Source organism: Mycobacterium sp. TH-M82, from assembly GCF_057473605.1.
In genome coordinates, this window is record NZ_JBYCKY010000325.1 from 1 (window position 1) to 21,012 (window position 21,012).

Annotated in this window: 18 protein-coding genes; 9 read left to right on the forward strand and 9 right to left on the reverse strand. The window is 68.7% G+C overall.

Annotated elements, in window-relative coordinates; translation table 11 throughout:
- Window positions 1-272: 272 nt before the first annotated feature.
- Together pta and AC2VON_RS10155 are read left to right on the forward strand one after the other, a co-directional pair.
- Window positions 273-2,351: a phosphate acetyltransferase gene (gene pta / locus AC2VON_RS10150; RefSeq protein WP_486952839.1), complete on the forward strand. Its 2,079-nt coding sequence runs from the start codon at window positions 273-275 to the stop codon at window positions 2,349-2,351.
- 8 nt (window positions 2,352-2,359) lie between these two features.
- Window positions 2,360-3,502: an acetate kinase gene (locus tag AC2VON_RS10155; RefSeq protein WP_486952853.1), complete on the forward strand. Its 1,143-nt coding sequence runs from the start codon at window positions 2,360-2,362 to the stop codon at window positions 3,500-3,502.
- A 2-nt stretch (window positions 3,503-3,504) separates the two neighbouring features.
- Here the strand turns inward: AC2VON_RS10155 and AC2VON_RS10160 are convergent, their stop codons facing one another.
- The 3 genes from AC2VON_RS10160 to pstS (AC2VON_RS10170) form a co-directional block, all read right to left on the reverse strand.
- A complete protein-coding gene (locus AC2VON_RS10160) occupies window positions 3,505-4,716 on the reverse strand; it encodes a CoA transferase (RefSeq protein ID WP_486952840.1) in 1,212 nt (403 codons plus the stop codon).
- 147 nt (window positions 4,717-4,863) lie between these two features.
- Window positions 4,864-5,046 carry a hypothetical protein gene (locus tag AC2VON_RS10165; protein ID WP_486952841.1) on the reverse strand — a complete coding sequence of 61 codons (183 nt, stop codon included), beginning with the start codon at window positions 5,044-5,046 and terminating at the stop codon, window positions 4,864-4,866.
- Between the two features lie 504 nt (window positions 5,047-5,550).
- Window positions 5,551-6,687, reverse strand: a complete 1,137-nt coding sequence (pstS, locus tag AC2VON_RS10170; protein WP_486952842.1) for a phosphate ABC transporter substrate-binding protein PstS — start codon at window positions 6,685-6,687, stop codon at window positions 5,551-5,553.
- Between the two features lie 157 nt (window positions 6,688-6,844).
- Here pstS (AC2VON_RS10170) and pstS (AC2VON_RS10175) point away from each other — a divergent pair, with 157 nt between their 5' ends.
- From pstS (AC2VON_RS10175) to AC2VON_RS10185, 3 genes are all read left to right on the forward strand, one after another.
- Window positions 6,845-7,957 (forward strand): phosphate ABC transporter substrate-binding protein PstS, encoded by a 1,113-nt coding sequence (gene pstS, locus AC2VON_RS10175; protein WP_486952843.1) that lies wholly within the window; start codon window positions 6,845-6,847, stop codon window positions 7,955-7,957.
- Window positions 7,954-9,825, forward strand: a complete 1,872-nt coding sequence (locus AC2VON_RS10180; protein WP_486952844.1) for a serine/threonine-protein kinase PknD — start codon at window positions 7,954-7,956, stop codon at window positions 9,823-9,825. The genes pstS (AC2VON_RS10175) and AC2VON_RS10180 overlap by 4 nt, the downstream gene beginning before the upstream one ends.
- A gap of 199 nt (window positions 9,826-10,024) precedes the next feature.
- The gene (locus AC2VON_RS10185; protein ID WP_486952854.1) at window positions 10,025-10,681 is read left to right on the forward strand and encodes a cation efflux transmembrane domain-containing protein; all 657 of its coding nucleotides are present in this window, start codon (window positions 10,025-10,027) and stop codon (window positions 10,679-10,681) included.
- Window position 10,682: 1 nt separating this feature from the next.
- Here AC2VON_RS10185 and ctpC read toward each other — a convergent pair whose 3' ends face one another.
- The 4 genes from ctpC to AC2VON_RS10205 all read right to left on the reverse strand — a co-directional run bounded on the left by ctpC (window position 10,683) and on the right by AC2VON_RS10205 (window position 15,388).
- Window positions 10,683-12,776, reverse strand: coding sequence for a manganese-exporting P-type ATPase CtpC (gene ctpC, locus AC2VON_RS10190; RefSeq protein WP_486952855.1), 2,094 nt, complete (start codon window positions 12,774-12,776; stop codon window positions 10,683-10,685).
- A gap of 58 nt (window positions 12,777-12,834) precedes the next feature.
- On the reverse strand, window positions 12,835-13,113 hold the full coding sequence (locus AC2VON_RS10195; protein ID WP_486952845.1) for a DUF1490 family protein: 279 nt from the start codon (window positions 13,111-13,113) through the stop codon (window positions 12,835-12,837).
- 87 nt (window positions 13,114-13,200) lie between these two features.
- Window positions 13,201-13,932, reverse strand: coding sequence for a TIGR03089 family protein (locus AC2VON_RS10200; protein ID WP_486952846.1), 732 nt, complete (start codon window positions 13,930-13,932; stop codon window positions 13,201-13,203).
- A complete protein-coding gene (locus AC2VON_RS10205) occupies window positions 13,922-15,388 on the reverse strand; it encodes an LCP family protein (RefSeq protein WP_486952847.1) in 1,467 nt (488 codons plus the stop codon). Before AC2VON_RS10205 ends, AC2VON_RS10200 begins: the two co-directional genes overlap by 11 nt.
- Window positions 15,389-15,453: 65 nt before the next feature.
- On the opposite strand from AC2VON_RS10205, the gene rfbD reads away from it, so the two are divergent.
- From rfbD to AC2VON_RS10225, 4 genes are all read left to right on the forward strand, one after another.
- Window positions 15,454-16,338: a dTDP-4-dehydrorhamnose reductase gene (rfbD, locus tag AC2VON_RS10210; RefSeq protein WP_486952848.1), complete on the forward strand. Its 885-nt coding sequence runs from the start codon at window positions 15,454-15,456 to the stop codon at window positions 16,336-16,338.
- 28 nt (window positions 16,339-16,366) lie between these two features.
- Window positions 16,367-17,245, forward strand: a complete 879-nt coding sequence (locus AC2VON_RS10215) for a glycosyltransferase family 2 protein (protein WP_486952856.1) — start codon at window positions 16,367-16,369, stop codon at window positions 17,243-17,245.
- Between the two features lie 5 nt (window positions 17,246-17,250).
- Window positions 17,251-18,318, forward strand: coding sequence for a mannose-1-phosphate guanylyltransferase (gene manB, locus AC2VON_RS10220; RefSeq protein ID WP_486952849.1), 1,068 nt, complete (start codon window positions 17,251-17,253; stop codon window positions 18,316-18,318).
- Between the two features lie 97 nt (window positions 18,319-18,415).
- On the forward strand, window positions 18,416-19,225 hold the full coding sequence (locus AC2VON_RS10225; protein ID WP_486952850.1) for a sulfotransferase family protein: 810 nt from the start codon (window positions 18,416-18,418) through the stop codon (window positions 19,223-19,225).
- Here the strand turns inward: AC2VON_RS10225 and AC2VON_RS10230 are convergent.
- Both AC2VON_RS10230 and AC2VON_RS10235 read right to left on the reverse strand, forming a co-directional pair.
- The gene (locus tag AC2VON_RS10230; protein WP_486952851.1) at window positions 19,167-19,754 is read right to left on the reverse strand and encodes an NUDIX hydrolase; all 588 of its coding nucleotides are present in this window, start codon (window positions 19,752-19,754) and stop codon (window positions 19,167-19,169) included. The genes AC2VON_RS10225 and AC2VON_RS10230 overlap by 59 nt on opposite strands.
- Window positions 19,751-21,012, reverse strand: a 1,262-nt coding sequence (locus AC2VON_RS10235; protein WP_486952852.1) for a coenzyme F420-0:L-glutamate ligase, incomplete at its 5' end; no start/stop codon positions are given. The genes AC2VON_RS10235 and AC2VON_RS10230, both read right to left, overlap by 4 nt.

The following is a 21,012-nucleotide window of genomic DNA, read 5'->3' on the forward strand; positions in this document are numbered from 1 at the left end:
AACCGCGCCCCGGCGGCCCGATTCTCCGCGCGGGTCGCCGACGTCATCCGATCGACCAACGCCGCCACCTCAATCGTGCTATCGAACATGTCTTCGATCCTAGAGCGGGGGTCCGACATTGATCGGAGCTGGCGCCGGACAGCTGGACACACACACGCCTACCTGACGCCTCTCGACCTCGGCTACTCGACGTTCAAGCAAACCAACGGAGTCCCGCACCCCGAACCCAGCTTTGGGTGCCGGACACCCACCACACGCCTTAGCCTGATGCGATGGTGGAAACGTCCAGCATCTACCTGGCCGCCGCCGAGGGCGGCACCGGCAAGTCCACGATCGCGCTGGGCCTGCTGCAGCTGCTGGTCGCCTCCGCCGGACGGGTGGGGGTGTTCCGGTCGATTGTCCGGTCCGCCGACGAGCCCGATGAGGTGCTGGAGCTGCTGCTCGCGCATGCGACGGTCACCCCCGACGACCACGGCCGGTGCCAGGGTGTGACCTACCAGCAGGTCTATTCCGACCCCGAAGCTGCGCTGAGTGAGATCGTTGTGCGCTTCCACGACATCGCCTGTCAGTGCGACGCTGTGTTGGTCGTCGGCAGCGACTACACCGACGTCGTCAACCCCAGCGAGCTGAGCTTCAACGCCCGGGTCGCGGTGAACCTGGGGGCGCCGCTGTTCCTGGCCATCAACGGCCATGACCGCAGCGCCCAGGCCATCACCGAGATCACCCGACGCTGCTTGGCCGAGGTAAAACGCACCCACGCGCAGCCGGCGGCGGTGATCGCCAACCGGTGCGCCCCCGAGCTCCTGGACGAGGTGACGGCGGCACTGGCCGGCACCGGCCCGCTGGCCTTCGCCGTGCCGGAAGTGGCGCTGCTGGCCGCACCGACGATGGCCGAGCTGTGCCAGGTGCTGGACGGCACGCTGTACAGCGGCGACCCGGAGTTGTTGCGGCGCGAGGCGATGAGCGTGATGGTCGGCGGCATGACCGCCGAGAACATCCTGGAGCGGCTGGTGGAGGGACAGGTGGTGATCGTGCCCGCGGACCGTACCGACGTGCTGCTGGCGCTGGTGACCGCCCACCGGGCGCGAGGTTTCCCGTCGCTGGCCGGGATCATCCTGAACGGGGGGCTGCTACCGCACCCGGCGATCGACAAACTGGTCAAGGGGCTGCAGCCGGTGCTGCCGCTGATCGCCACCCGGCACCGGACCTACCGGACCGCCGAGAAGGTGTCGCACGCCCGCGCCCGGATCACGGCCGACTCGCTGCGCAAGGTCGACACCGCGCTGCAGGTGATGGCCCGCCACACCGACAGTGCCAAACTGCTTGAGCGGATGCGGGTATCGGCCGCAACGGTGGTGACCCCGCAGATGTTCACCTACCGGCTGCTGGAACGCGCCCTGGCCGACCGCCGGCACATCGTCTTGCCGGAGGGCGGTGACGACCGGATCCTGCTGGCCGCCGGGCGATTGCTGGCCCGCGGCATCGTCGATCTGACCATCCTGGGAGTGGAGGCGGAGGTACGCCGTCGCGGCGCCGAGCTGGGCGTCGACCTGTCCGCCGCGCAGGTGCTCGATCCCGACACCAGCGGGTTGTTGGAGTCGTTCGGAGCCGAATACGTGCGGTTGCGCGCACACAAGGGTATGACCGAGGAGCGGGCAGCCGAGATCGTCCGGGACATCTCTTATTTCGGCACCATGATGGTGCATCTGGGCCTCGCCGACGGGATGGTCTCCGGAGCCACCCACACCACCGCGCACACCGTTCGCCCGGCGTTCGAGATCATCAAAACCGCACCCGGGGTGTCGACGGTGTCCAGCGTGTTTTTAATGTGCCTATCCGACCGGGTGCTGGTATTCGGGGACTGCGCGGTGGTGCCCGACCCCACCGTCGAGCAGCTCGCCGACATCGCGATCTCGTCGGTGGCGACCGCGGCGGCGTTCGGCATCGACCCGCGGGTCGCGCTGCTGTCGTACTCCAGCGGCGATTCCGGCGCCGGGGCGGACGTCGACAAAGTCCGCGCCGCAACGCAACTGGTGCACGTGCGCAGACCCGACCTGCTGGTGGACGGGCCGATTCAGTACGACGCCGCGGTCGACCCGGGGGTGGCCGCGGCAAAGATGCCCGGGTCTGCGGTGGCCGGCCGGGCCACGGTGCTGGTGTTCCCGGACCTGAACACCGGCAACAACACCTACAAGGCGGTGCAGCGCAGCGCCGGCGCGATGGCGATCGGGCCGGTGCTGCAGGGCCTGGCCAAACCGGTCAACGACCTGTCCCGGGGTGCTCTGGTCGACGACATCGTCTACACCGTGGCGATCACCGCCATCCAGGCGCAAAAGAGTGCGAGCGCTTGATGAGCGTCTTGACCGGTTTCGTACTGGTACTCAACTCGGGGTCGTCGTCGATCAAGTTCCAGGTCGTCGACCCGGTGGCCGGCACCGCCGCCGTCCCCATCGCCTCCGGCCTGGTGGAGCAGATCGGCGAACAGGGGAGCGGCATCGCCGATCACGCGGATGGACTGCGACGGGCCTATCGGATGCTCGAGGATTCCGGAGCGGACCTGGCGGCGGTGCGGGCAGTGGGACACCGGGTGGTGCACGGCGGCACGCGGTTTCACCGACCGACGCTGATTACCGACGTCGTGTTGGCCGAGATCGAGCGGCTCGCCGAGCTGGCGCCGCTGCACAATCCGGCCAACGCGATCGGTATCAAAGTGGCGCGTGCCGACTTCCCGGACGTCCCGCATGTGGCGGTGTTCGACACCGGTTTCTTCCACTCGCTGCCGGAGGCGGCGGCCACCTACGCGATCGAGAAGAAGGTCGCCGAGGAGTACGGCATCCGCCGGTACGGATTCCACGGCACATCACACCAATACGTTTCGCAACAGGTGGCGGTTGTGCTGGGCCGCGAACTTACCGAGCTGAACACCATTGTGCTGCACCTGGGCAACGGCGCATCCGCGTCGGCGGTGCGCGGCGGGGTGGCGGTCGAGACCTCGATGGGGCTGACCCCGCTGGAAGGCCTGGTGATGGGCACCCGCTGCGGCGACATCGACCCTGGCGTGCTGATACATCTGCACCGCACCGCCGGTATGGGGATGGCCGAACTCGACGAGATGCTGAACCTGCGGTCCGGACTGCAGGGACTGTGCGGGGTCAACGACTTTCGCGAACTGCTCGAGCAGATGGCGACGGGATCTTCATCGGCGGCCCTTGCCTACGACGTCTACATCCATCGGCTGCGCAAATACGTCGGTGCGTATCTGGCGGTGCTGGGCCGGGTCGACGCTATCGCATTCACTGCTGGGGTCGGCGAGAACGTCGCCGCGGTGCGTGAGGACGCGCTGTCGGGTATGAACGGGCTCGGCATCAGCGTCGACCCCGAACGCAACCGCACCGGAAACGGTGCGCGGGTGATCTCGGCCGATGGATCACCGACCACTGTGCTGATGGTGCCGACCAACGAGGAACTGGCGATCGCTCGCGCCGCTTGGGAATTCGTCTAGGTTCAGCCGACCAGTTCGTCGTTGTGCTGGCCGAGGGCGGGCGGCGGGCCGGTCGCCGCCGCGCTGAACGAGCGATAGCGCGCCGGGGTGCGAATCACCGTGACGGCGTCGGTCTCGTCACCGCCGCCGCCGATTCGCAGCGCCAGCTGATTCTCCGCGAACAGCGCGGTGTCGACCACCTGCTTCCAGGTGTAGGCGGGAGACGCCATGAGGCCGTTACCGCGCAACAACTTCACCCACTCGGCGGTGGTCCTGGCGGTCAACGTGGCCTCCAGTTGCGCGGTCATCTCCGGGTAGTTGATCGAGCGGGAACGCTGATCGGCGAACCGCTCGTCGTCGATCAGATCAGGCCGAGCGATGGTGTGGCACAGCGCGGCCCAGTGTTTGGGCACGTAGGCGCTGATGACGATCCAACCGTCGGCGGTTCGGAACGCGTCGGATGGTTGGGTGGCGAAGCCGACGCCTTTGCGCTTTTCGGCGGTCGGGACGGCTTCTGAGGGTTCGGACCGGTTCAGGTGCATCGTCAGCTGGTTGGCCTGTAGCGCCACTGCGACGTCGTACATAGCCACCCGGACCACATCGGCGACACCGTGCCGCTCCCGGTTGAGCAGCGCCGCGAGCACCGCCTGCGCCAGCACGTGACCGCTGGCGTTGTCGACCAGCTGGAACGGGATGATCTGCGGTTTGCCGTCCGGGGTGGGCATCCCGGACGTCATCCCGGCCTCGGCCTGGATCATCAGATCGACTCCGGGCCGCTCGCTGTTCGGGCCGTTTCCGCCGTAGGCCGACAGCCGGGCATAGACGAGTTTCGGGTTGCTGGACTGCAATTCGCCGGGGCCGAGGCCGAACCTTTCCATGACACCGGGCCGGAACGCTTCGAGAACGACGTCGGCGGTGTCGGCCAGGCGCAGCACTCGGCGGCGGGCTTCGGCGGTGGTCAGGTCCACTGCCACCGACTTCTTGCCGCGGTTGTTGGGCAGGAAGTAGGCGGCCAGTGGCGGGCGCCCGGGTAGCACCGAGGTGATATGCCGGCTGGCGTCGCCGATCGGCGCCTCCACCTTGATGACCTCGGCACCCAGGTCGGCCAGCACCTGCCCGGCCAGCGGACCGGCCACGTTCTGAGTGAAGTCGAGAACGCGGAACCCGTCGAGGGGCTTGGGACTGGGGCTGGGGCTGGGGCTGGGGCTGGGGCTGGGGCTGGGACTGTGGTGCATCGTTGCACCCTAACGCGCAGCCCTATCTACATCGGCGAAGCGCATGAAGAAGGCCACCAGGGCGACTACCCGAAATCCTGCTCGGGTTCGGTTTGCTCGTGGTCAGGTTGATCAGGCTCCTCCCGCACGGGCGTATCCGGCTCAGCCTCATCGGTTGCCACTGGCGTCTCGAAGACGCTGATACTGATCCTGGTCGACGGCAGACTTGATCCAGCGCCGGATGTCGTTCAAGCCGGCGATGACCTCCGAGCGCTCTTTTCGTAATCGCTGCACCTCAGCCCGGATGCTTTCGGTGAGCGATTTCGCCTCGCGTTGCGCGGTGGTGAGCACAGCGGACGCCTTGAGACGGGCTTCATGGTCAAGGTTCGCGATACACTTCTCGCCTCATTCCAGGCAGACATCATCCGCTGCTCCATCCGATGCTGAGCTTCCTGTCGGGTGCGAACGTCGATTTCCCACGCCGACTTGATCTGTTGATCCGACGATTCCTGCGCCTCGCGACGTATGCGTTCATCCTCTTCTGCGAGAAGCAGGTATAGCTGGCGACGGCGGCGCTTGGTTTCCTCGATCTGGTAGGTCGACCGGTCGCGCTCCTATCAGGTCACTCCCTACGGCGGTTCCGCGCCGAACCTGGCACGGTCGACGGATCTGACGATTGCAGGTACGCCATGCTGCTCGCGGCCGGTAAAGACATGAGTCAGACCGCACCGGTTCGGACGCGGACCCTACCGACGCACCCACCCCGCGAGGCCGCGGAAACGCCGGCAGTTCTTCAATAGCAGTAAGGAAACTTCTTATATGCCAGGTCAGGTGGTGTTTTCGGCATCGGTGCCGTTACTCTGCGCTGATCTTGGCGATCTGGGCGACGGACGACTTGACCACCGCCTCCGGCAACGGCTGGAAGTGCACCTTGTCCAGGAACGAGGCGTCGTTGCCGTCGGTGACCGCCCAGTGCAGGAACGCCTGCAGCGTCTGCGCGGTGGCGGCGTCCTTCTGGCCGGAGTTGACGATGGCGTATTCGTAGTTGACGATCGGGTACCCGTTGGGTGCGGGTCCGTTGATCAACGAGATCGCCTGGTTCTCCGGGGTTTGGGAAGCGTAGTCGGCGGCGCCGGCCTGAATGCTGTTGGCGTCGGGCAGCAGGTAGTTGCCGGCGGCGTTGGCCAGCTGGGCCTCGCCGAGCCCGTGCTGCTGGGCCTGGTCGAGGAAGCTGATGCCGATGTAGGCGACACAACCGGGGGCTCCGGCGCAACCAGTCACCATGGCGCCGCTGCCGTTTTCGCCGAGGGCGCCCGTAACCGCGGGGAAGTCGACGGTGCGGCCGAAGCCTGCAGACTTGCCCCAACCGTCGGGATCCTGCTTGGACAGATACTGAGTGAACAGGAACGTATCCCCGGAGTCGTCGGAGCGGTACAGCGGCACCACCGGGGTGTCGGGCAGCGTGACGCCGGGGTTGAGCCTGGCAATCTGCGGGTCGTTCCAGGCCTTGATGTTCCCCTGATACATCGCGGCCAGCACCGTCCCGTTGAGCATGAGGTGCTCTTGGACACCGGGCAGGTTGTAGTTGATCTGCTGGGCGGAGACCGCCAGGGCGATGTTCATCAGCCCCGGGTGCTCTTTCATCTCGCCCTCGGACAGGTAGGCGTCCGAGGCGCCGATGTCGACGGCGCCGGCGGCGACCCGAGCGATGCCGGTGCCCGAACCCGTGCCCTGTGCGGTGATGGTGACGTTGGGGTACTTGTCGTGATAGGCCGGACCCCACAGGTTGAACAGCGGGTATAGCAGCGTGCTGCCGGTCTCCGACAGTGCCACGTCCGACGTCGCCGGCGAGGCGGCGGCGCTGCCGCCGCCCGGCACGGGGTTCGACGAACCAGTGGTTGATCTCGAACCGCAGGCGGCTGCAGGCATCACCGCCAGCGCCAACGGCGCGACGGCGGACACGGCCAACAGCTTGCGCAACCGGGTTCTCACGACCTCACCTCCGCATACCGTTCTGAGCCCGCCGCGGCCAGGACCACCGTCGTGACGACGCACCGGGCCGACAGCGTACGCAACGCCCCGGGTCTATCGGGCAATGCTACTTGGGTGCTACTTGGGTGAGTCACCCATCACGATAGGGTCGTGTTCTGTGAAGGTCAGCCGGCGGCGTGTCGCACTGAGCCTGCTGATGGCCGGCGCACTGGTGTTTTCGGCGTGCGGTGGCAACAACAGCAGCAGCCCGGGGTCGTCGGACACCTCATCGGCGTCGGTGACCTGCGCAGGCAAGCGGGGGCTGCATGCCAGCGGCTCGACCGCGCAGGAGAACGCGATCGAGCAGTTCGTCTACGCCTATATCCGGGCGTGCCCCGGCGATACCCTGGACTACAACGCGAACGGCTCCGGTGCCGGGGTGGAGGACTTCGTCAAAAACGAAACCGACCTGGCCGGGTCAGACGTGGCGCTGGACCAGTCGAAGGGCCAGGCGGAGGCACGGTGCGGCTCACCGGCGTGGGATCTACCGACGGTGTTCGGCCCGATCGCGGTCACCTACAACGTCAACGGGGTGGACTCGCTGAACCTGGACGGGCCCACGGTGGCGAAGATCTTCAACGGCGCCATCACCATGTGGAACGACCCGGCGATCGCGGCGCTCAACGCGGGTATCGCCTTGCCCGCCACACCCATTCACGTGGTCTTCCGCCGCGACAAGTCGGGCACCACGGCGAACTTTCAGCAGTATCTCGACGGCGCATCCGACGGCGCCTGGGGCAGGGGCGCCGGCGAGGCGTTCAACGGGGTTGCCGGTGAGGGTGCCGCGGGGAACAACGGCACGTCGGCCGCGCTGCAGAACACCGACGGGTCGATCACCTACAACGAGTGGTCGTTCGCGGTGGGCAAGCAGCTGCACATGGTGCAGATCGTCACGTCGGCGGGCCCCGACCCGGTGGGGATCTCCATCGACTCGGTCGGCAAGACGATCGCTGGGGCCAAGATCTCCGGTCAGGGCGGAGAGGACAATGACCTGGTGCTGGACACCTCGTCGTTCTACAAGCCGACGCTGGCCGGTGCTTATCCGATTGTGCTGGCGACCTACGAGATCGTCTGCTCGAAGTATCGGGACACCGCCACCGGCTCGGCGGTGAAGGCGTTCATGCAGGCCGCGATCGGTCCGGGGCAGGAGGGTCTGGACCAGTACGGGTCCATTCCGCTGCCGGAGTCGCTCAAATCGAGGCTGTTGACGGCGGTGAATGCGATCTCGTGATCGGCGGTGCGGGCAACGAGCCGGATTCGCGAGAGGGGTCGCGGTTCGGCCCGTATCAACTGGTGCGGCTGCTGGGCCGCGGCGGGATGGGCGCGGTCTATGAGGCTCAGCGCATCACCGACACCCACGGCCACTGCGTCGTGGCGGTCAAGCTGATCTCGGAGCGGTTCTCCGGCAGTCCGGTGTTCCGCCTGCGGATGCAGCGCGAGGTGGAGGTCACGGGGCTGCTGACCGAGCCGCATCTGGTGCCCATGCACGCCTACGGCGAGGTCGACGGCACGGTGTATGTGGAGATGCGGTTGATCGACGGCATCGATCTCGCGGCGCTGCTGGGGCGTTTCGGGCCGTTGAGCCCGGCACGGGCGGTGGCCATCGTGGCCCAGATCGCCGCCGCGTTGGACGCCGCACACCAGGCCGGTGTGATACACCGCGATGTCAAACCGGAGAACATCCTGGTCACCGACCGTGACGGTGGTGACTTCGCCCACCTGACGGATCTGGGCATCGCCCGCGCCGCCGCCGATCCGGGGCTGACCCAGGCCGGGACCGCGGTCGAGGCCTTGGACTACATGGCTCCGGAGCGGTTCACCGGCGACATCGTCACCCACCGCTCCGACGTCTACGCGCTGGCCGGTGTGTTGTCGCAGTGTTTGACCGGGTCGCCCCCGTATCCCGCCGACAGTGTCGAACAGGCGCTGACCGCACATCTGAGCGCGTCGCCGCCGAGACCCAGCCAGTTGCTGCCCGGGCGGGTACCGGAGGCCTTCGACGAGGTGATCGCCAAGGGCATGGCCAAAAAACCGGCGGATCGCTATCGCAGCGCCGGTGAGCTGGCCGCCGCCGCCCGGGCCGCGTTAGCTGAATCTGAGCCGGGGTCTGAACCCGATAGGAGAGACAAGGCGGTATCCGAGCTGGCCGGTGCCACCACGGCTTTGGTTCACCCGGTGCCGCAGATGTCTGCGCCGTGGCGCAAGCGCAAGCCTGTCTTGCTCGGCGCCGCGGCGCTCGTTGCCGTCGTCGTCGCCGGGGTCGGATACCTGGGCACCCGGCCGTCGCACGCCTCGTCGGTGGCGGCGCCCGCGCAGATGGTGCTGCCGTTCACCGGCCTTGCCTACCGCCTCTCCCCGGGCGGGGTGGCGGTCGACGCCGACGGCACAGTGTATGTCACCAGTCAGGGTATGAGTGGCCACGTGCTGAAGTTACCGGCCGGATCGACCCAACCGACCGTGCTGCCGTTCACCGGCCTGCACGAACCACAGGGGGTGGCGGTGGACAGTGGCGGCTCGGTGTACGTCGCCGACTTCGGTGATCGGGTGGTGAAGCTGGCGGCGGGGTCGGAAAGCCAAGCGGTGCTGCCGTTCAGCGGTCTGGACAACCCGCAGGGGGTGGCGGTGGACTCCGACGGCAACGTCTACGTCGCCGACCGGGACAACGACCGGGTGGTGAAGCTGGCGGCCGGCTCGAACGCCCAGATGGTGTTGCCGTTCGGTGGCCTCGACCACCCGCACGGTGTGGCGGTGGACAGCGCCGGCAGTGTCTACGTCACCGACACCGGCAACGACAGGGTGCTCAAACTGGTGCAGGGATCGGCCGTCCCGGCTGTCCCGGTTGCGCTGCCGCTCACCGGTATCGCCATGCCCTGGGGTGTTTCGGTGGATAATGCCGGCACTGTCTATGTCACCGAACGCGACACCAACAAGGTGGTGAGGTCGGCGGTCGGGTCGGCGATCCCGTCCGTGGTGCCGTTCACCGGCCTCAACACCCCGCTGGCCGTGGCGGTGGACAAGGACGCGAAAAACGGGCGGGACGAACAGATCTATGTCGCCGACCGCGGCAACAACCGGGTGGTGAAGCTCGCGACGCAGTAGTGGTTGTCGGCGATCGAGCCTTCGCCGTCTGCCTGGGCGGGACCGGTAATCCGCCGTCGGCCAGTAGTTGACGCAGTTGGATACGCACCGAGTGCCAGCCGCGGTCGTCCAGACGGTTGGCGGTAGCATCTTCGGGGTGTCTGGTCCCGTACTCGGTCCGGTCGACGGCCCGGCTGGTTTAGTCGACCGCCCGGCCGGTTTGGTCGACGGTGCTGGCTGTGTGGTGTCGGGTCATGCGCACCCGGTACGGGACGGCGACTGGCAGCGTGCCGCGCAGTGGGCGCGCCGGTTGGCCTGGTTCAGCCTGCTGCTGGTGGCCGTGGAAGGCTCGGTGGGCCTGTGGCAGGGCCTGGCCGCCGGGTCGATCGCGTTGACCGGCTGGGCGCTGGGCAGCATTCCCGAGTGGTTGGCTGCAGCGGTGGTGATCTGGCGCTTCACCGGTGCGCGCACCCTGTCCGAGACCGCCGAGCGACGGGCCCAGATCGGCGTGGCGGTGTCGTTTTGGCTGACCGCCCCCTATATCGGCGCCGAATCCGCGCATCATCTGTTCGCCGGGCAGCGTGCCGAGGGCAGCGTGCTCGGCGTCGCGGTGACCGCGGCGGCGGTGGTGGTCATGCCGGTCCTGGGCCGTACGCAGCGGCGGCTCGGTGCCCGGCTGGTATCGGCAGCCACCGCGGGTGAGGGCGTGCAGAACTATCTGTGCGCAATTCAGGCCGCCGCGGTGTTGATGGGGCTGGTGGTCACCGCCGACTGGCCGGGTGGCTGGTGGCTGGACCCGGTGATCGGGCTGGGGGTGGCCGGGGCCGCGGTGTGGCAGGGCTTCCGGTCGTGGCGCGGCGAGGGCTGCGGCTGCTGAGTCAATTCAGCCGGTAGCGGATCAGCCGGGAACTGTTGGCCACCACCGCAACCGACGACGCATTGTGCAAAATCGCAGCGAGCACCGGCGACAACGCGCCGCCGGCGCCGATGACCAGCCCGGCAGCGTTGACCGCAATCGACATGCCGTAGTTCTCCCGGATGACGTCGACCGCGCGACTGCCCAGATCCCGGACGTCGAGCAGTCGTTGCAGGTCATCGTTGGCCAGCGCGACATCGGCGGTCTCCACGGCCACGTCGGTGCCGGCCAGCCCCATGGCGATCCCGATGTCGGCCGCCGCCAGTGCGGGAGCGTCGTTGACGCCGTCGCCGACCATGCCGACCACGTAGCCGCCGTCTTGCAGCTCGCGGACCACGTCCAGCTTGTCGTCCGGCAGCACTTCGGCGCGCCACTCGTCGATGCCGAGCTCGGCGGCGACCGCCGAGGCGATCTCCGGATGGTCACCGGTCAACATGACGATGCGGCGTACTCCGCTGTAGCGCAACTTCTTCAACACGTCCGCCGCCTCCCGCCGGACCTCGTCGCGCAGGCTGACCAAGCCGACCAGGGTGCCGTCCACTGCCAGCAACAGTGGGGTCTCGGCCTGCCGGCGCAGCTTTTCCACCCAGCCGGCGGCCTCCTCGGAGACCTCGATGTGCTCACTGCTCAGCAGCGACGGGCTTCCCAGCAGCAGCGTCCGCCCGTCGGCCCAGGTGCGCATGCCCAGGCCGACCAGCACCTCGCACTCCTCGTGCGGCGGAATGCTGATATGGCGTTCCTCGGTCGACCGGATCACCGCTTCGGCCAGCGGATGCCGGGAGTGGATCTCCGAGCTGGCCGCATAGGCCAGCACCTGCTCTGGTTCCCAATCCTTGTGTAGAGCAACGATGTTGGTGACCATTGGGCGGCCGACGGTCAGGGTTCCGGTTTTGTCGAACACAATGGCATCGACTCGTCCTGCCTGTTCCAGGTGCGAGCCGCCCTTGATCAGAATGCCGCGACGGGCCCCATTGCCGATCGCGGCGCTGATCGCGGTCGGGGTGGCCAGGCCGACCGCGCACGGGCAGGCGATCAGCAGCATGGTCATCGCGCGGCGAGCGTTCCCGGTGACCGCCAGCGTCAGCGCCGAGACGATAAACGAGGTGGGCACGAAGCGGCGGGAGAAGTTCTCGCCGACGGTCTGAATCGGTGCCCGGTCGTGGTGAGCCTCTTCGACGCGGGTGATGATGCGCCCGATGACGGTCTGGCTGCCCACCGCGGTGGCGCGCACCACCAACCGGCCCCGCATCACCACCGAGCCGGCGTGCACGTGGGCGCCGGCGGTGACGCTGACCGGCAGGGTTTCCCCGGTGATTGCCGACCGGTCGACGATCGCGCCGCCCTCGACCACCTCGCCGTCGACCGAGAGCGCCACGTGGTCGTGGACCAGCACCTCGTCGCCGATCTGCACGCTGTCGATGGGCACCTGAACCTCGACGCCGTCGCTGCGGATCCAGGCGGTGTCCTGGCTGCCGCGCAGCAGCTCGGAGATGGCCCGCCGGGTTCGCCGCAGCGTCAGTTCCTGCAGGAATTCGCCGATGTTGAGCAGCCACAGCACGGTCAGCGCCACCACGTTCTCGCGCAGCACCAGGCTGGCCACCGTCGCCGTCGACACCAACGCGTCGGTACCGGCGCGGCCACTGCGGATCGAACCCAGCGCCCCGCGCAGGAACGGATAACCGGTGAAGATGGTGACCCCGGTGGCGGCGACCCGGCCGCCAGCCCGCAGCAGCGGCGGACGGGCCAACACGTAGCGGCGAATTCCCAGCAGGGCCAGCGCCGCCCCGCCGATCACCATGCGCAGCACCTCGGCGTTGCCGATGTCGGACGAATGCGGTGCACGGGCCGGGATCAGCTCGGACGGGGTGTGAGCGGCCGCGCCGAGGGCGGCCAGCACGGCCGGACGATCGCAGCGTTTCGGTGAGTACCACACCACCACCGATCCGGTCCGGGGATAGGCGTGCACCGCCCGCACCCCGGCCTCCCGGGAGACGGCCTCCTCGACGGCCACCGCGCGCCGCGCATCGGCGCGCACCCAAGCGACGTGCAGCCGCATCCGTCCGGCAGCGTCGGCAATCACCGCCGGCACAGCCCGGATGTCGGTCGTCACGCGATCAATGCTCGTTGTCGTGGACGTCACCCGTCACCGGAGCGGGCACCTCCTCGCCGATGCGCTCCCGGGCCTCGGCGACCACGTCGGAGACCTTCAGCCGGCCCGATTCAGCGGCCTCCTCGGCGCGGCGGGTCCCGCGCAGGCTCCATTCGGCGGCCGTCACCGCGGCCTGATGCAGCGGAGCCTTGTCCAGCGCCTTGCGCAGTAGTTCGTAGGCGCTCACCCCTACCAGCCCGGTGAGCACTGCGGCGCCCGCCTTCGTCAACAGCGCGTATACCATCGGTGATCCCTCATTCCCTCTCGTCCGAACAAAACCATCATCACATTAGCATATTGGCATGTATCCGCAAAGTTGCAGTACAGACGGTCAGTCCAGCGTCCGGGTCACCTTCTCGGTGGCCATCCGGCGCTGCGTCGCTGCCGGGTCGGGATGGGCCACCTGCACCAGCGACGCGCCGACCGCCAGCAGCGACAACAGGTCGTTCACCAGCTCGTCGGGCGTCGTCCACGCTGCGGTGGAGAGAATCCGGTCGGCCGAGGTCAGTCCGCGTGCGGCCGCCGACCGTTGACAGGCCGCCAGCAGGTCGTCGACGGATCGGCCGGCCAGCGCGGGGCCGGGACGGCGTTCGGGGTCGATGTGGTCGCCGTGCACCCGCACCGCCGTGGCGTAGTCGGTGACCCCGACCGGCAGATCGGTGGCCGGCCGGCCGAACGGGTCCAGTGACAGCACCGCCACCTCGCCGGTCCCGGCGATCTTCGAGGCCTCGGCGAGCCGGTCGGCGGTGCACAAGGCGATGTCGCCGGGTCCGCTGAGCACCACTTCGGCACCGATCCACCATGCCCCGAACAGCACCGCCGCGGTCTGCCAGTGCGCCGGCAGCAGCATTGCGACGCGACTGTCCGGCCCGGCGCCGAGTTCGTCGCGCAGCAGGTTGCCGGTTTTGGCGGCCCAGTTCGCCAGCGTCGCCGCCGACAATTCGATGCGTTCACCGGTGGCGTCGTCGTAGTAGGTGATCCGCGGGCCGACCGGGTCGGCGCGCAGCAGGGGATTCAGGATTGCCTGGCTCAGGGTTCGGGGGCTTGCGGCGTCAGTCGACACACTCGGGATTGTCCGACCCCGCGGTGAGGACGGGCGAGGCGGGGGGAGCGGCGTCGGCTTCGCCGGCGCCCGGTGAGCCGCTCGGGATGCCGGGGCCGTCGAGTCCGGATCCGGGGCCGGTGTAGTCGTTGGCCAGCAGCACCCGCACCGATCCGAGCGGTACCGACGCGTCGGGGACCACCGGCAGGCCGCCCAGGTCCCTGGCTACCGCCTGCGCGCCGAGGTCGTCGACCTTGCGGGCAAGCACCTGGCTGCCGGTCACGTGCCCGGCATCGTTATTGCCGACAGCACCGATGGTGAATCCCTTGGCGCTCAACACGTCTGACACGGCGGCCGCCAGTCCGTTGACGTCGGTGTCGTTGAGGACGGTGGCGGTGGTCTTCTCCGGGGTGTAGGCAAGCTGCTCGGTCTTGCCTTCGGCCTGGTCGTGCAGCAGGCCGGCGACCCAATCGGCGACCTGGCCCGAATCGATCCGCACGACGCTCTGCATGCCGTCGTCGCTCCACCCGGACTCTTCGAGCACCGGGATGGTGGCGAAGGCGACACTGCCGGCGGCCAGCTTCTGCAGCTGTTTGATGAAGTCGATGGCGTCCCAGCCGGTGGACAGCACCACCGACCGCTGGACCGCCTGCTGCAGGCGCGCCAGGGTGCCCGGGCTGGACAGCGTCTTGCCGGAGATGACCTTATGCGCCAGTGAGGCCATCACCGCCTGCTGGCGGCGCACCCGGTCCAGGTCGCCGTGCGGAAGTTCGTGGCGCTGCCGGACGAAGCTCAGCGCCTGCGGGCCGGACAGCGCCTGCCAGCCACCCGGAAAGTCCGCACCCGAAAGTTGTTCGTACACCGGCTCTTTGAGACAGACATCGACGCCGCCGAGGGCATCGGTGATCAACGCGAAACCGAGCAGGCCGATCTCGGCGTAGTGGTCGACGGTGACGCCGGTCAGGTCGGCGACGGTCTTGATCAGCGCTTCGCGGCCCGCCTCGGTGCCGCGTGCCTCCGCCTCGACGGGCACTACGCCCGACTGGACCAGGTGGGCGCGGGTGTCTTCTCTGACCTGGCCGTAGACGCCGTTGATTTTGGTCTTGCCCAGGCCCGGTGCCTCTACGTAGGAGTCTCGGGGGATAGAGATCGCGGTGGCCGAGCGCCCGTTGTTGGGGATGCGGACCAGGATGATGGTGTCGGTGTTGGTGGCCTCGTCGTCGCCGGCCCGCAGCGTGGCCAGCTCGTCAGGGGTCAGCGGGTTGCCGTGGGCGTCGGTGCGGCTGTCCAGGCCGACCAGCAGGATGTCGACCGCGCCGTCCGCGCTGCCGTGGCCCAGCAGCGGCGTAGAGATATGGAAGATGCCGTCCTCGAATGATCGGATCTGGCTCCACGCCACCCCGGTGCCGCCGACGACCGCCACGGCGGCGACCGTCGCAACCACGCGAGCCACACGTTGCACAGGAGGCACTTCCATTACTTCAGGCTACTTGCGGTGGAGGCATTTCACGGGTAGCCGGTTCGGCGTGCCAGACTCAACGGGTGCCCAACAGGATCGTCATCACCGGCGGCGGCGGCCAGGTCGGCAGCGTACTGGCGGCTCGGGCCGCAGGTGAGGGCCGGGAGGTGCTGGCGCTGACGTCGGCGCAGTGGGACGTCACCGACGCCAGGGATGCTGAAGCTGCCCGGCGGATCGTGCGCCCCGGCGACGTGGTGGTCAACTGCGCCGCCTACACCGACGTCGACGGCGCCGAGTCCGACGAGCAGGTCGCGTACGCGGTGAACGCGACCGGTCCGCGCTACGTCGCCGAGGCGTGCGCGGCCGCGGGCGCACGGCTGATCCACATCTCGACCGACTACGTGTTCAGTGGCGTGTTCAGCGGCGACTCCGGCGGCGGGGAGCCGCACCCCTACGAACCCGGCGATGCGACCGGGCCGCTGAGTGTCTACGGGCGCACCAAACTCGCCGGCGAGGAAGCCGTCCTCGTCGCGGCACCGGATGCCACGGTGGTGCGCACCGCCTGGGTCTACACCGGGGCGGACGGCAACGACTTCGTCGCGGCCATGCGCAGGCTGGCCGATGCCGGAAACATCGTCGATGTGGTCGACGACCAGACCGGGTCGCCGACCTACGTCGCCGATCTGGCGGGCGCGCTGCTGCAGGTGGCCGACCGGCGGGTCGGCGCGCGGGTGCTGCATGCGGCCAACCGGGGCGCGGTGAGCCGCTACGAGCAGGCCCGCGCGGTGTTCGCGGAGGTCGGGGCGGATCCGGGGCGGGTGCGTCCGGTCAGTAGCGCGGACAGGCCCCGCCCGGCGGCCCGGCCGCGTTACTCCGCGCTGTCTGGCGCCGATTCGGCACGGGCGGGCCTGACGCCACTGCGCGGGTGGCGTGAGGCACTGGTCGAAGCGCTGCGGATTGGTCGGTAACCTCTAGCGCGTGAGCGAGACCCTGCCGGTGGTGACCGTGACCTATTCGCCGGGTTCGCACCTGGACCGTTTCCTGGCGTCGCTGTCGCTGGCCACCGAGAAGCCGGTGCGGGTGCTGCTGGCCGACAATGGTTCCGCCGACGGTGCGCCGCAGGAGGCGGTACGGCGCTATCCCGACGTGCGGCTGTTCGCCACCGGGGCCAACCTGGGCTACGGGGGGGCGGTCAACCGCGGCGTGGCCCAGCTCGGGCGGGAGAACTCGGAGGCCGGCGAGCACGGTGAGTTTTTTGTCGTGGCCAACCCGGACGTGCAGTGGGGTCCCGGCAGCATCGATGCGCTGCTGGACGCGGCGGCGCGGTGGCCACACGCGGCAGCACTGGGGCCACTGATCCGGGAGCCGGACGGTTCGGTGTACCCGTCGGCACGTCACCTTCCCAGCCTGATCCGCGGGGGCATGCACGCCATGGTCGGCCCGCTGTGGCCGACCAATCCGTGGACGGCGGCCTATCGCCAGGAGCGGCTGGAGCCCAGCGAGCGTCCGGTGGGGTGGCTGTCCGGGTCGTGTCTGCTGGTGCGCCGCGCCGCTTTCGACGCGATCGGCGGCTTCGATGAGCGCTACTTCATGTACATGGAGGACGTCGACCTGGGCGATCGGCTCGGCAGAGCGGGCTGGCTGAACGTCTACGTGCCGTCCGCCGAGGTGCTGCACCACAAGGGCCACGCCACCGGCCGCGATCCGGCCGGCAATCTGCTCGCCCATCACCGGAGCACCTACACCTATCTCGCCGATCGCCACACGGGCTGGTGGCGCGCTCCGCTGCGCTGGACGATGCGGGGCGCGCTGGCGGTGCGGGCGCGCCTGGCGGTGCGCAGCTCCCGGCGGAAACCGACCAAAGGGTTACGGTGACATCATTGGCGCAGGTCGATGCGGTGGTCCTGGTCGGCGGCAAGGGCACCCGGCTGCGGCCGCTGACGCTGTCGGTACCCAAGCCGATGTTGCCGGTCGCGGGGCTGCCCTTTGTGACCCACCTGTTGTCGCGTCTTGCCGCGGCCGGTATCGAGCACGTGGTGCTGGGCACGTCGTATCGACCCGGCGTCTTCTCCGAGGAGTTCGGTGACGGAGCCAAGCTGGGGCTTCAGATCGAGTACGTGACCGAGGAGCAGTCGCTGGGCACCGGGGGAGCCATCGCCAACGTCGCGGGCAAGCTGCGCCACGATACGGCGCTGGTGTTCAACGGCGATGTGCTCTCCGGGTCCGACCTTTCTGCGCTGCTGGCCTATCACCGTGACCAGGCAGCCGATCTGACCCTGCATCTGGTGCGGGTCGGCGACCCGCGGGCGTTCGGCTGCGTACCCACTGAAGACGGCAGGGTCACCGCGTTTCTGGAGAAGACGCAGGATCCGCCGAGCGATCAGATCAACGCCGGCTGCTATGTGATGTCGCGTGAGGTGCTCGACCGCATCCCGGTGGGCCGGGAGGTCTCGGTGGAGCGCGAGGTATTCCCGGCGTTGTTGTCCGACGGTGTGAAGGTGTGCGGGTACGTCGACGCAAGCTACTGGCGCGACATGGGCTCCCCGGAGGACTTCGTGCGCGGGTCGGCCGATCTGGTGCGCGGCATCGCGCCGTCGCCGGCGCTGAGCGGACACAGGGGTGAGGCGCTGGTGCACGACAGCGCGGCGGTGGCGCCGGACGCGGTGCTGATCGGCGGCACGGTCGTCGGGCGGGGTGCGGAGATCGGTCCCGGTTCGCGATTGGACGGCGCGGTCATCTTCGACGGCGTGCGGGTCGAGGCCGGCAGTGTGATCGAGCGGTCGATCATCGGGTTCGGCGCCCGGATCGGCCCACGGGCATTGATCCGCGACGGCGTCATCGGCGACGGCGCCGACATCGGCGCGCGCTGCGAGTTGCTGCGCGGGGCGCGGGTCTGGCCCGGGGTTTGCATTCCCGACGGCGGAATCCGGTATTCGTCGGACGTGTGAGCCCGGCGGGTGTCGACGTCATCGGCGCAGGCAGTTAATATCTCTGCCCACACAGGTCGGTGTCGGCAAGCGGCGCCACGAAGGTCGAGGGTGCGCTATGGCATCGATTCATTTCATCTCAGGGCTGCCGCGATCGGGGTCGACGCTGTTGGCTGCGCTGCTGCGGCAGAACCCGAGGTTTGAAGCCGGGATGTCGGGTCCGCTGGCCGGACTGTTCGGTGCGCTGCTGCACGAGATGAGCGCCCGCAACGAGTTTTCGGTGTTCCTCGACGACGTCAAACGCGAGCGTATCCTGCACGGGTTGTTCGACAACTACTACGCGAACTGCCCCGAGGAGGTGGTCTTCGACACCAGCCGCGGCTGGTGTGCGCGGATGCCGGCGATCGCGCGGCTGTTCCCGGCCGCGAAGGTACTTGCCTGCGTGCGGGAGTTGCCGTGGGTGATCGACAGCATCGAGCGGCTGATCCAGTGCAACGTGTTCACTCCGTCGTCGATCTTCAACTTCTCCGCCGGCGGCACGGTCTATACCCGCGCCAACGGGGTCGCGTCGCAGGACGGCATGGTGGGTGGGCCCTATGATGCGCTCAAGCAGGCCTGTTACGGCGCGCAGCGCGACCGGTTACTGCTGGTGCAGTATGAGACGCTGACCGCCGACCCGGCCAAGACGATGGCGGCGATCTACGACTTCATCGGCGAGCCGATGTTTGACCACGACTTCGACCACGTCGACTACGACGTGACCGGGTTCGACGAGCGGGCCGGCACGCCCGGCTTACACACCGTGCGCGCTGTGGTGCAGGCCGAGCCGCGGGAGAGCCTGCTGCCGCCGGATCTGTTCAACCGGTTCGTCAACGACGCGTTCTGGCGCGACCCGGCGAATATACCTGCCGGTTTGCGGGTGTTGTGAGGCATGCGCGGGTGATCAGGTAGGCCAGCGCATGGTCGGCGCCGTCGGGCAGCGCGTCGATCGGCCACCAGCGCAGATCCACCGACTCGTCGCTGATGCCGGTCTGCGCGCGGGCCGGCGCGTGTGCGACGAACTGCAGGTCCAGGTGGCGGGTCGGCACACCCAGCGAGCAGGTCACCGGGTGTACGTGAACCGCCGCCAGGTGCGGGTCGACGCGCAGGTCGGCGATGCCGGATTCCTCGGTGGCCTCTCGCAGGGCGGCGGCAACGACGTCGGTGTCGGTGTCCTCGCAGTGCCCGCCAAGCTGCACCCAGCGGCCCAGGCGGGGGTGCAGGGTCAGCAGCACCCGGTGGCCGGTGTGGTCGAGCACCAGAGCCGAGGCGGTGACATGGCCCGGTTCGCAGTCGCGGGTGCAGGCATCGGCGCGGGCGTGGATGAAGGCCAGCACCGCGTGCCGAAGCGAGTCCTGGGCGGCATCCGGTGCATGCCAGTCGGACAGGATCGCGATCGCGGAGTCCCGAACCCTCACTTGCGCACCAGCAGATCATCGAGCGGCATCGTGGATCGCAGCTGCTGTGGCTCGTGTGGATAGCCGATCGCGATGGCGCCCAACGGCTCCCAGCCATCCGGCAGGTCCAGTTGGGCCCGTACCAGGTCGGCGGCGAAGATGGTGGATCCGATCCAGCAGCTGCCCACCCCGCGCACGGCCAGCGCCACCAGCAGCGCCTGCACCGCGGCACCGACCGCCACGGTGAACATGGTGTGCTCGGCGTCGGTGCGGGCAGCATCAGGATAGTGGTGCGCGCCATCGGGTACCATCATCGGGATAACGACTTCCGGTGCCTCGTAGAGGATCTGGCCGCGTGACACTCGACGCTGCACGGCATCGGCGGGCTTGCCGTCGCCGGTGAGGTCGGCACGCCACTTGTCGCGCATCGCATCCAGCAGGCGGGTGCGCGTGGCGGCATCCTGCAGCCAGACGAACCGTACCGGCCGGGTGTGGTGCGGTGCCGGGGCGGTCAACGCCTCGGCGACGGCGGCTTCGATCAGGTGCGGCGGCACCGGTTCACCGGTGAACCGACGCACCGACCGGCGCAGCAGTTGCGCCTGCCGGCGGCCCAGGTCAACAGCTTCGGCGGTGCCGAGCCAGAACAAATCCTCGGTGCCGGCCCGCACCAGATCTCGCGCGGTCGACCCGTCCCAGTCGGCACCAAGGCCGCGCACCACCGCCACCGGAATCCCGGTGAGCTTGCCCTTGACCAGGTCGGCGGCCGCGGCGATTTCGTCGGCGACAGCGATTTCGGTGACCACCAGCTCGTTGCCGTGGGTGTCGAGGGCGCCGGCGTAGGAATGCAGCACAGCCAGGCCGGCGACACCGATCGCGACGTCGATCTGCCCGTTGCGCCAGGCGCGGCCCATCGTGTCGGTGATCAGTACCGCCGCTCGAACGCCGAGCCGTTCGGCCAGCCCGGCGCGCAGCGCGGCGGCGCTGGCGTCGGGGTCGACAGGCAACAGCGCCAGCTCGTCCGCGCCGACATTGGAGCCGTCCACCCCTGCCGCCGCCTGGATCAGCCCAAGCCGGTTCTCGGTGATCAACGTGCGGCCCTTGCGCGCCAATACGCGCACAGCCTCGCGATCGACCAGGCTGCGGCGCAGCGTGTCTCGCGCATCGGCATCGGTGGGTGCAGCAGCGATGCGGCCCTCGCACTTGGACACCACCTTGCTGGTGACCACCACAACGTCGCCGTCACGCAGCCACGGTGCGGCCGAAGCGACTGCGCCGGAAA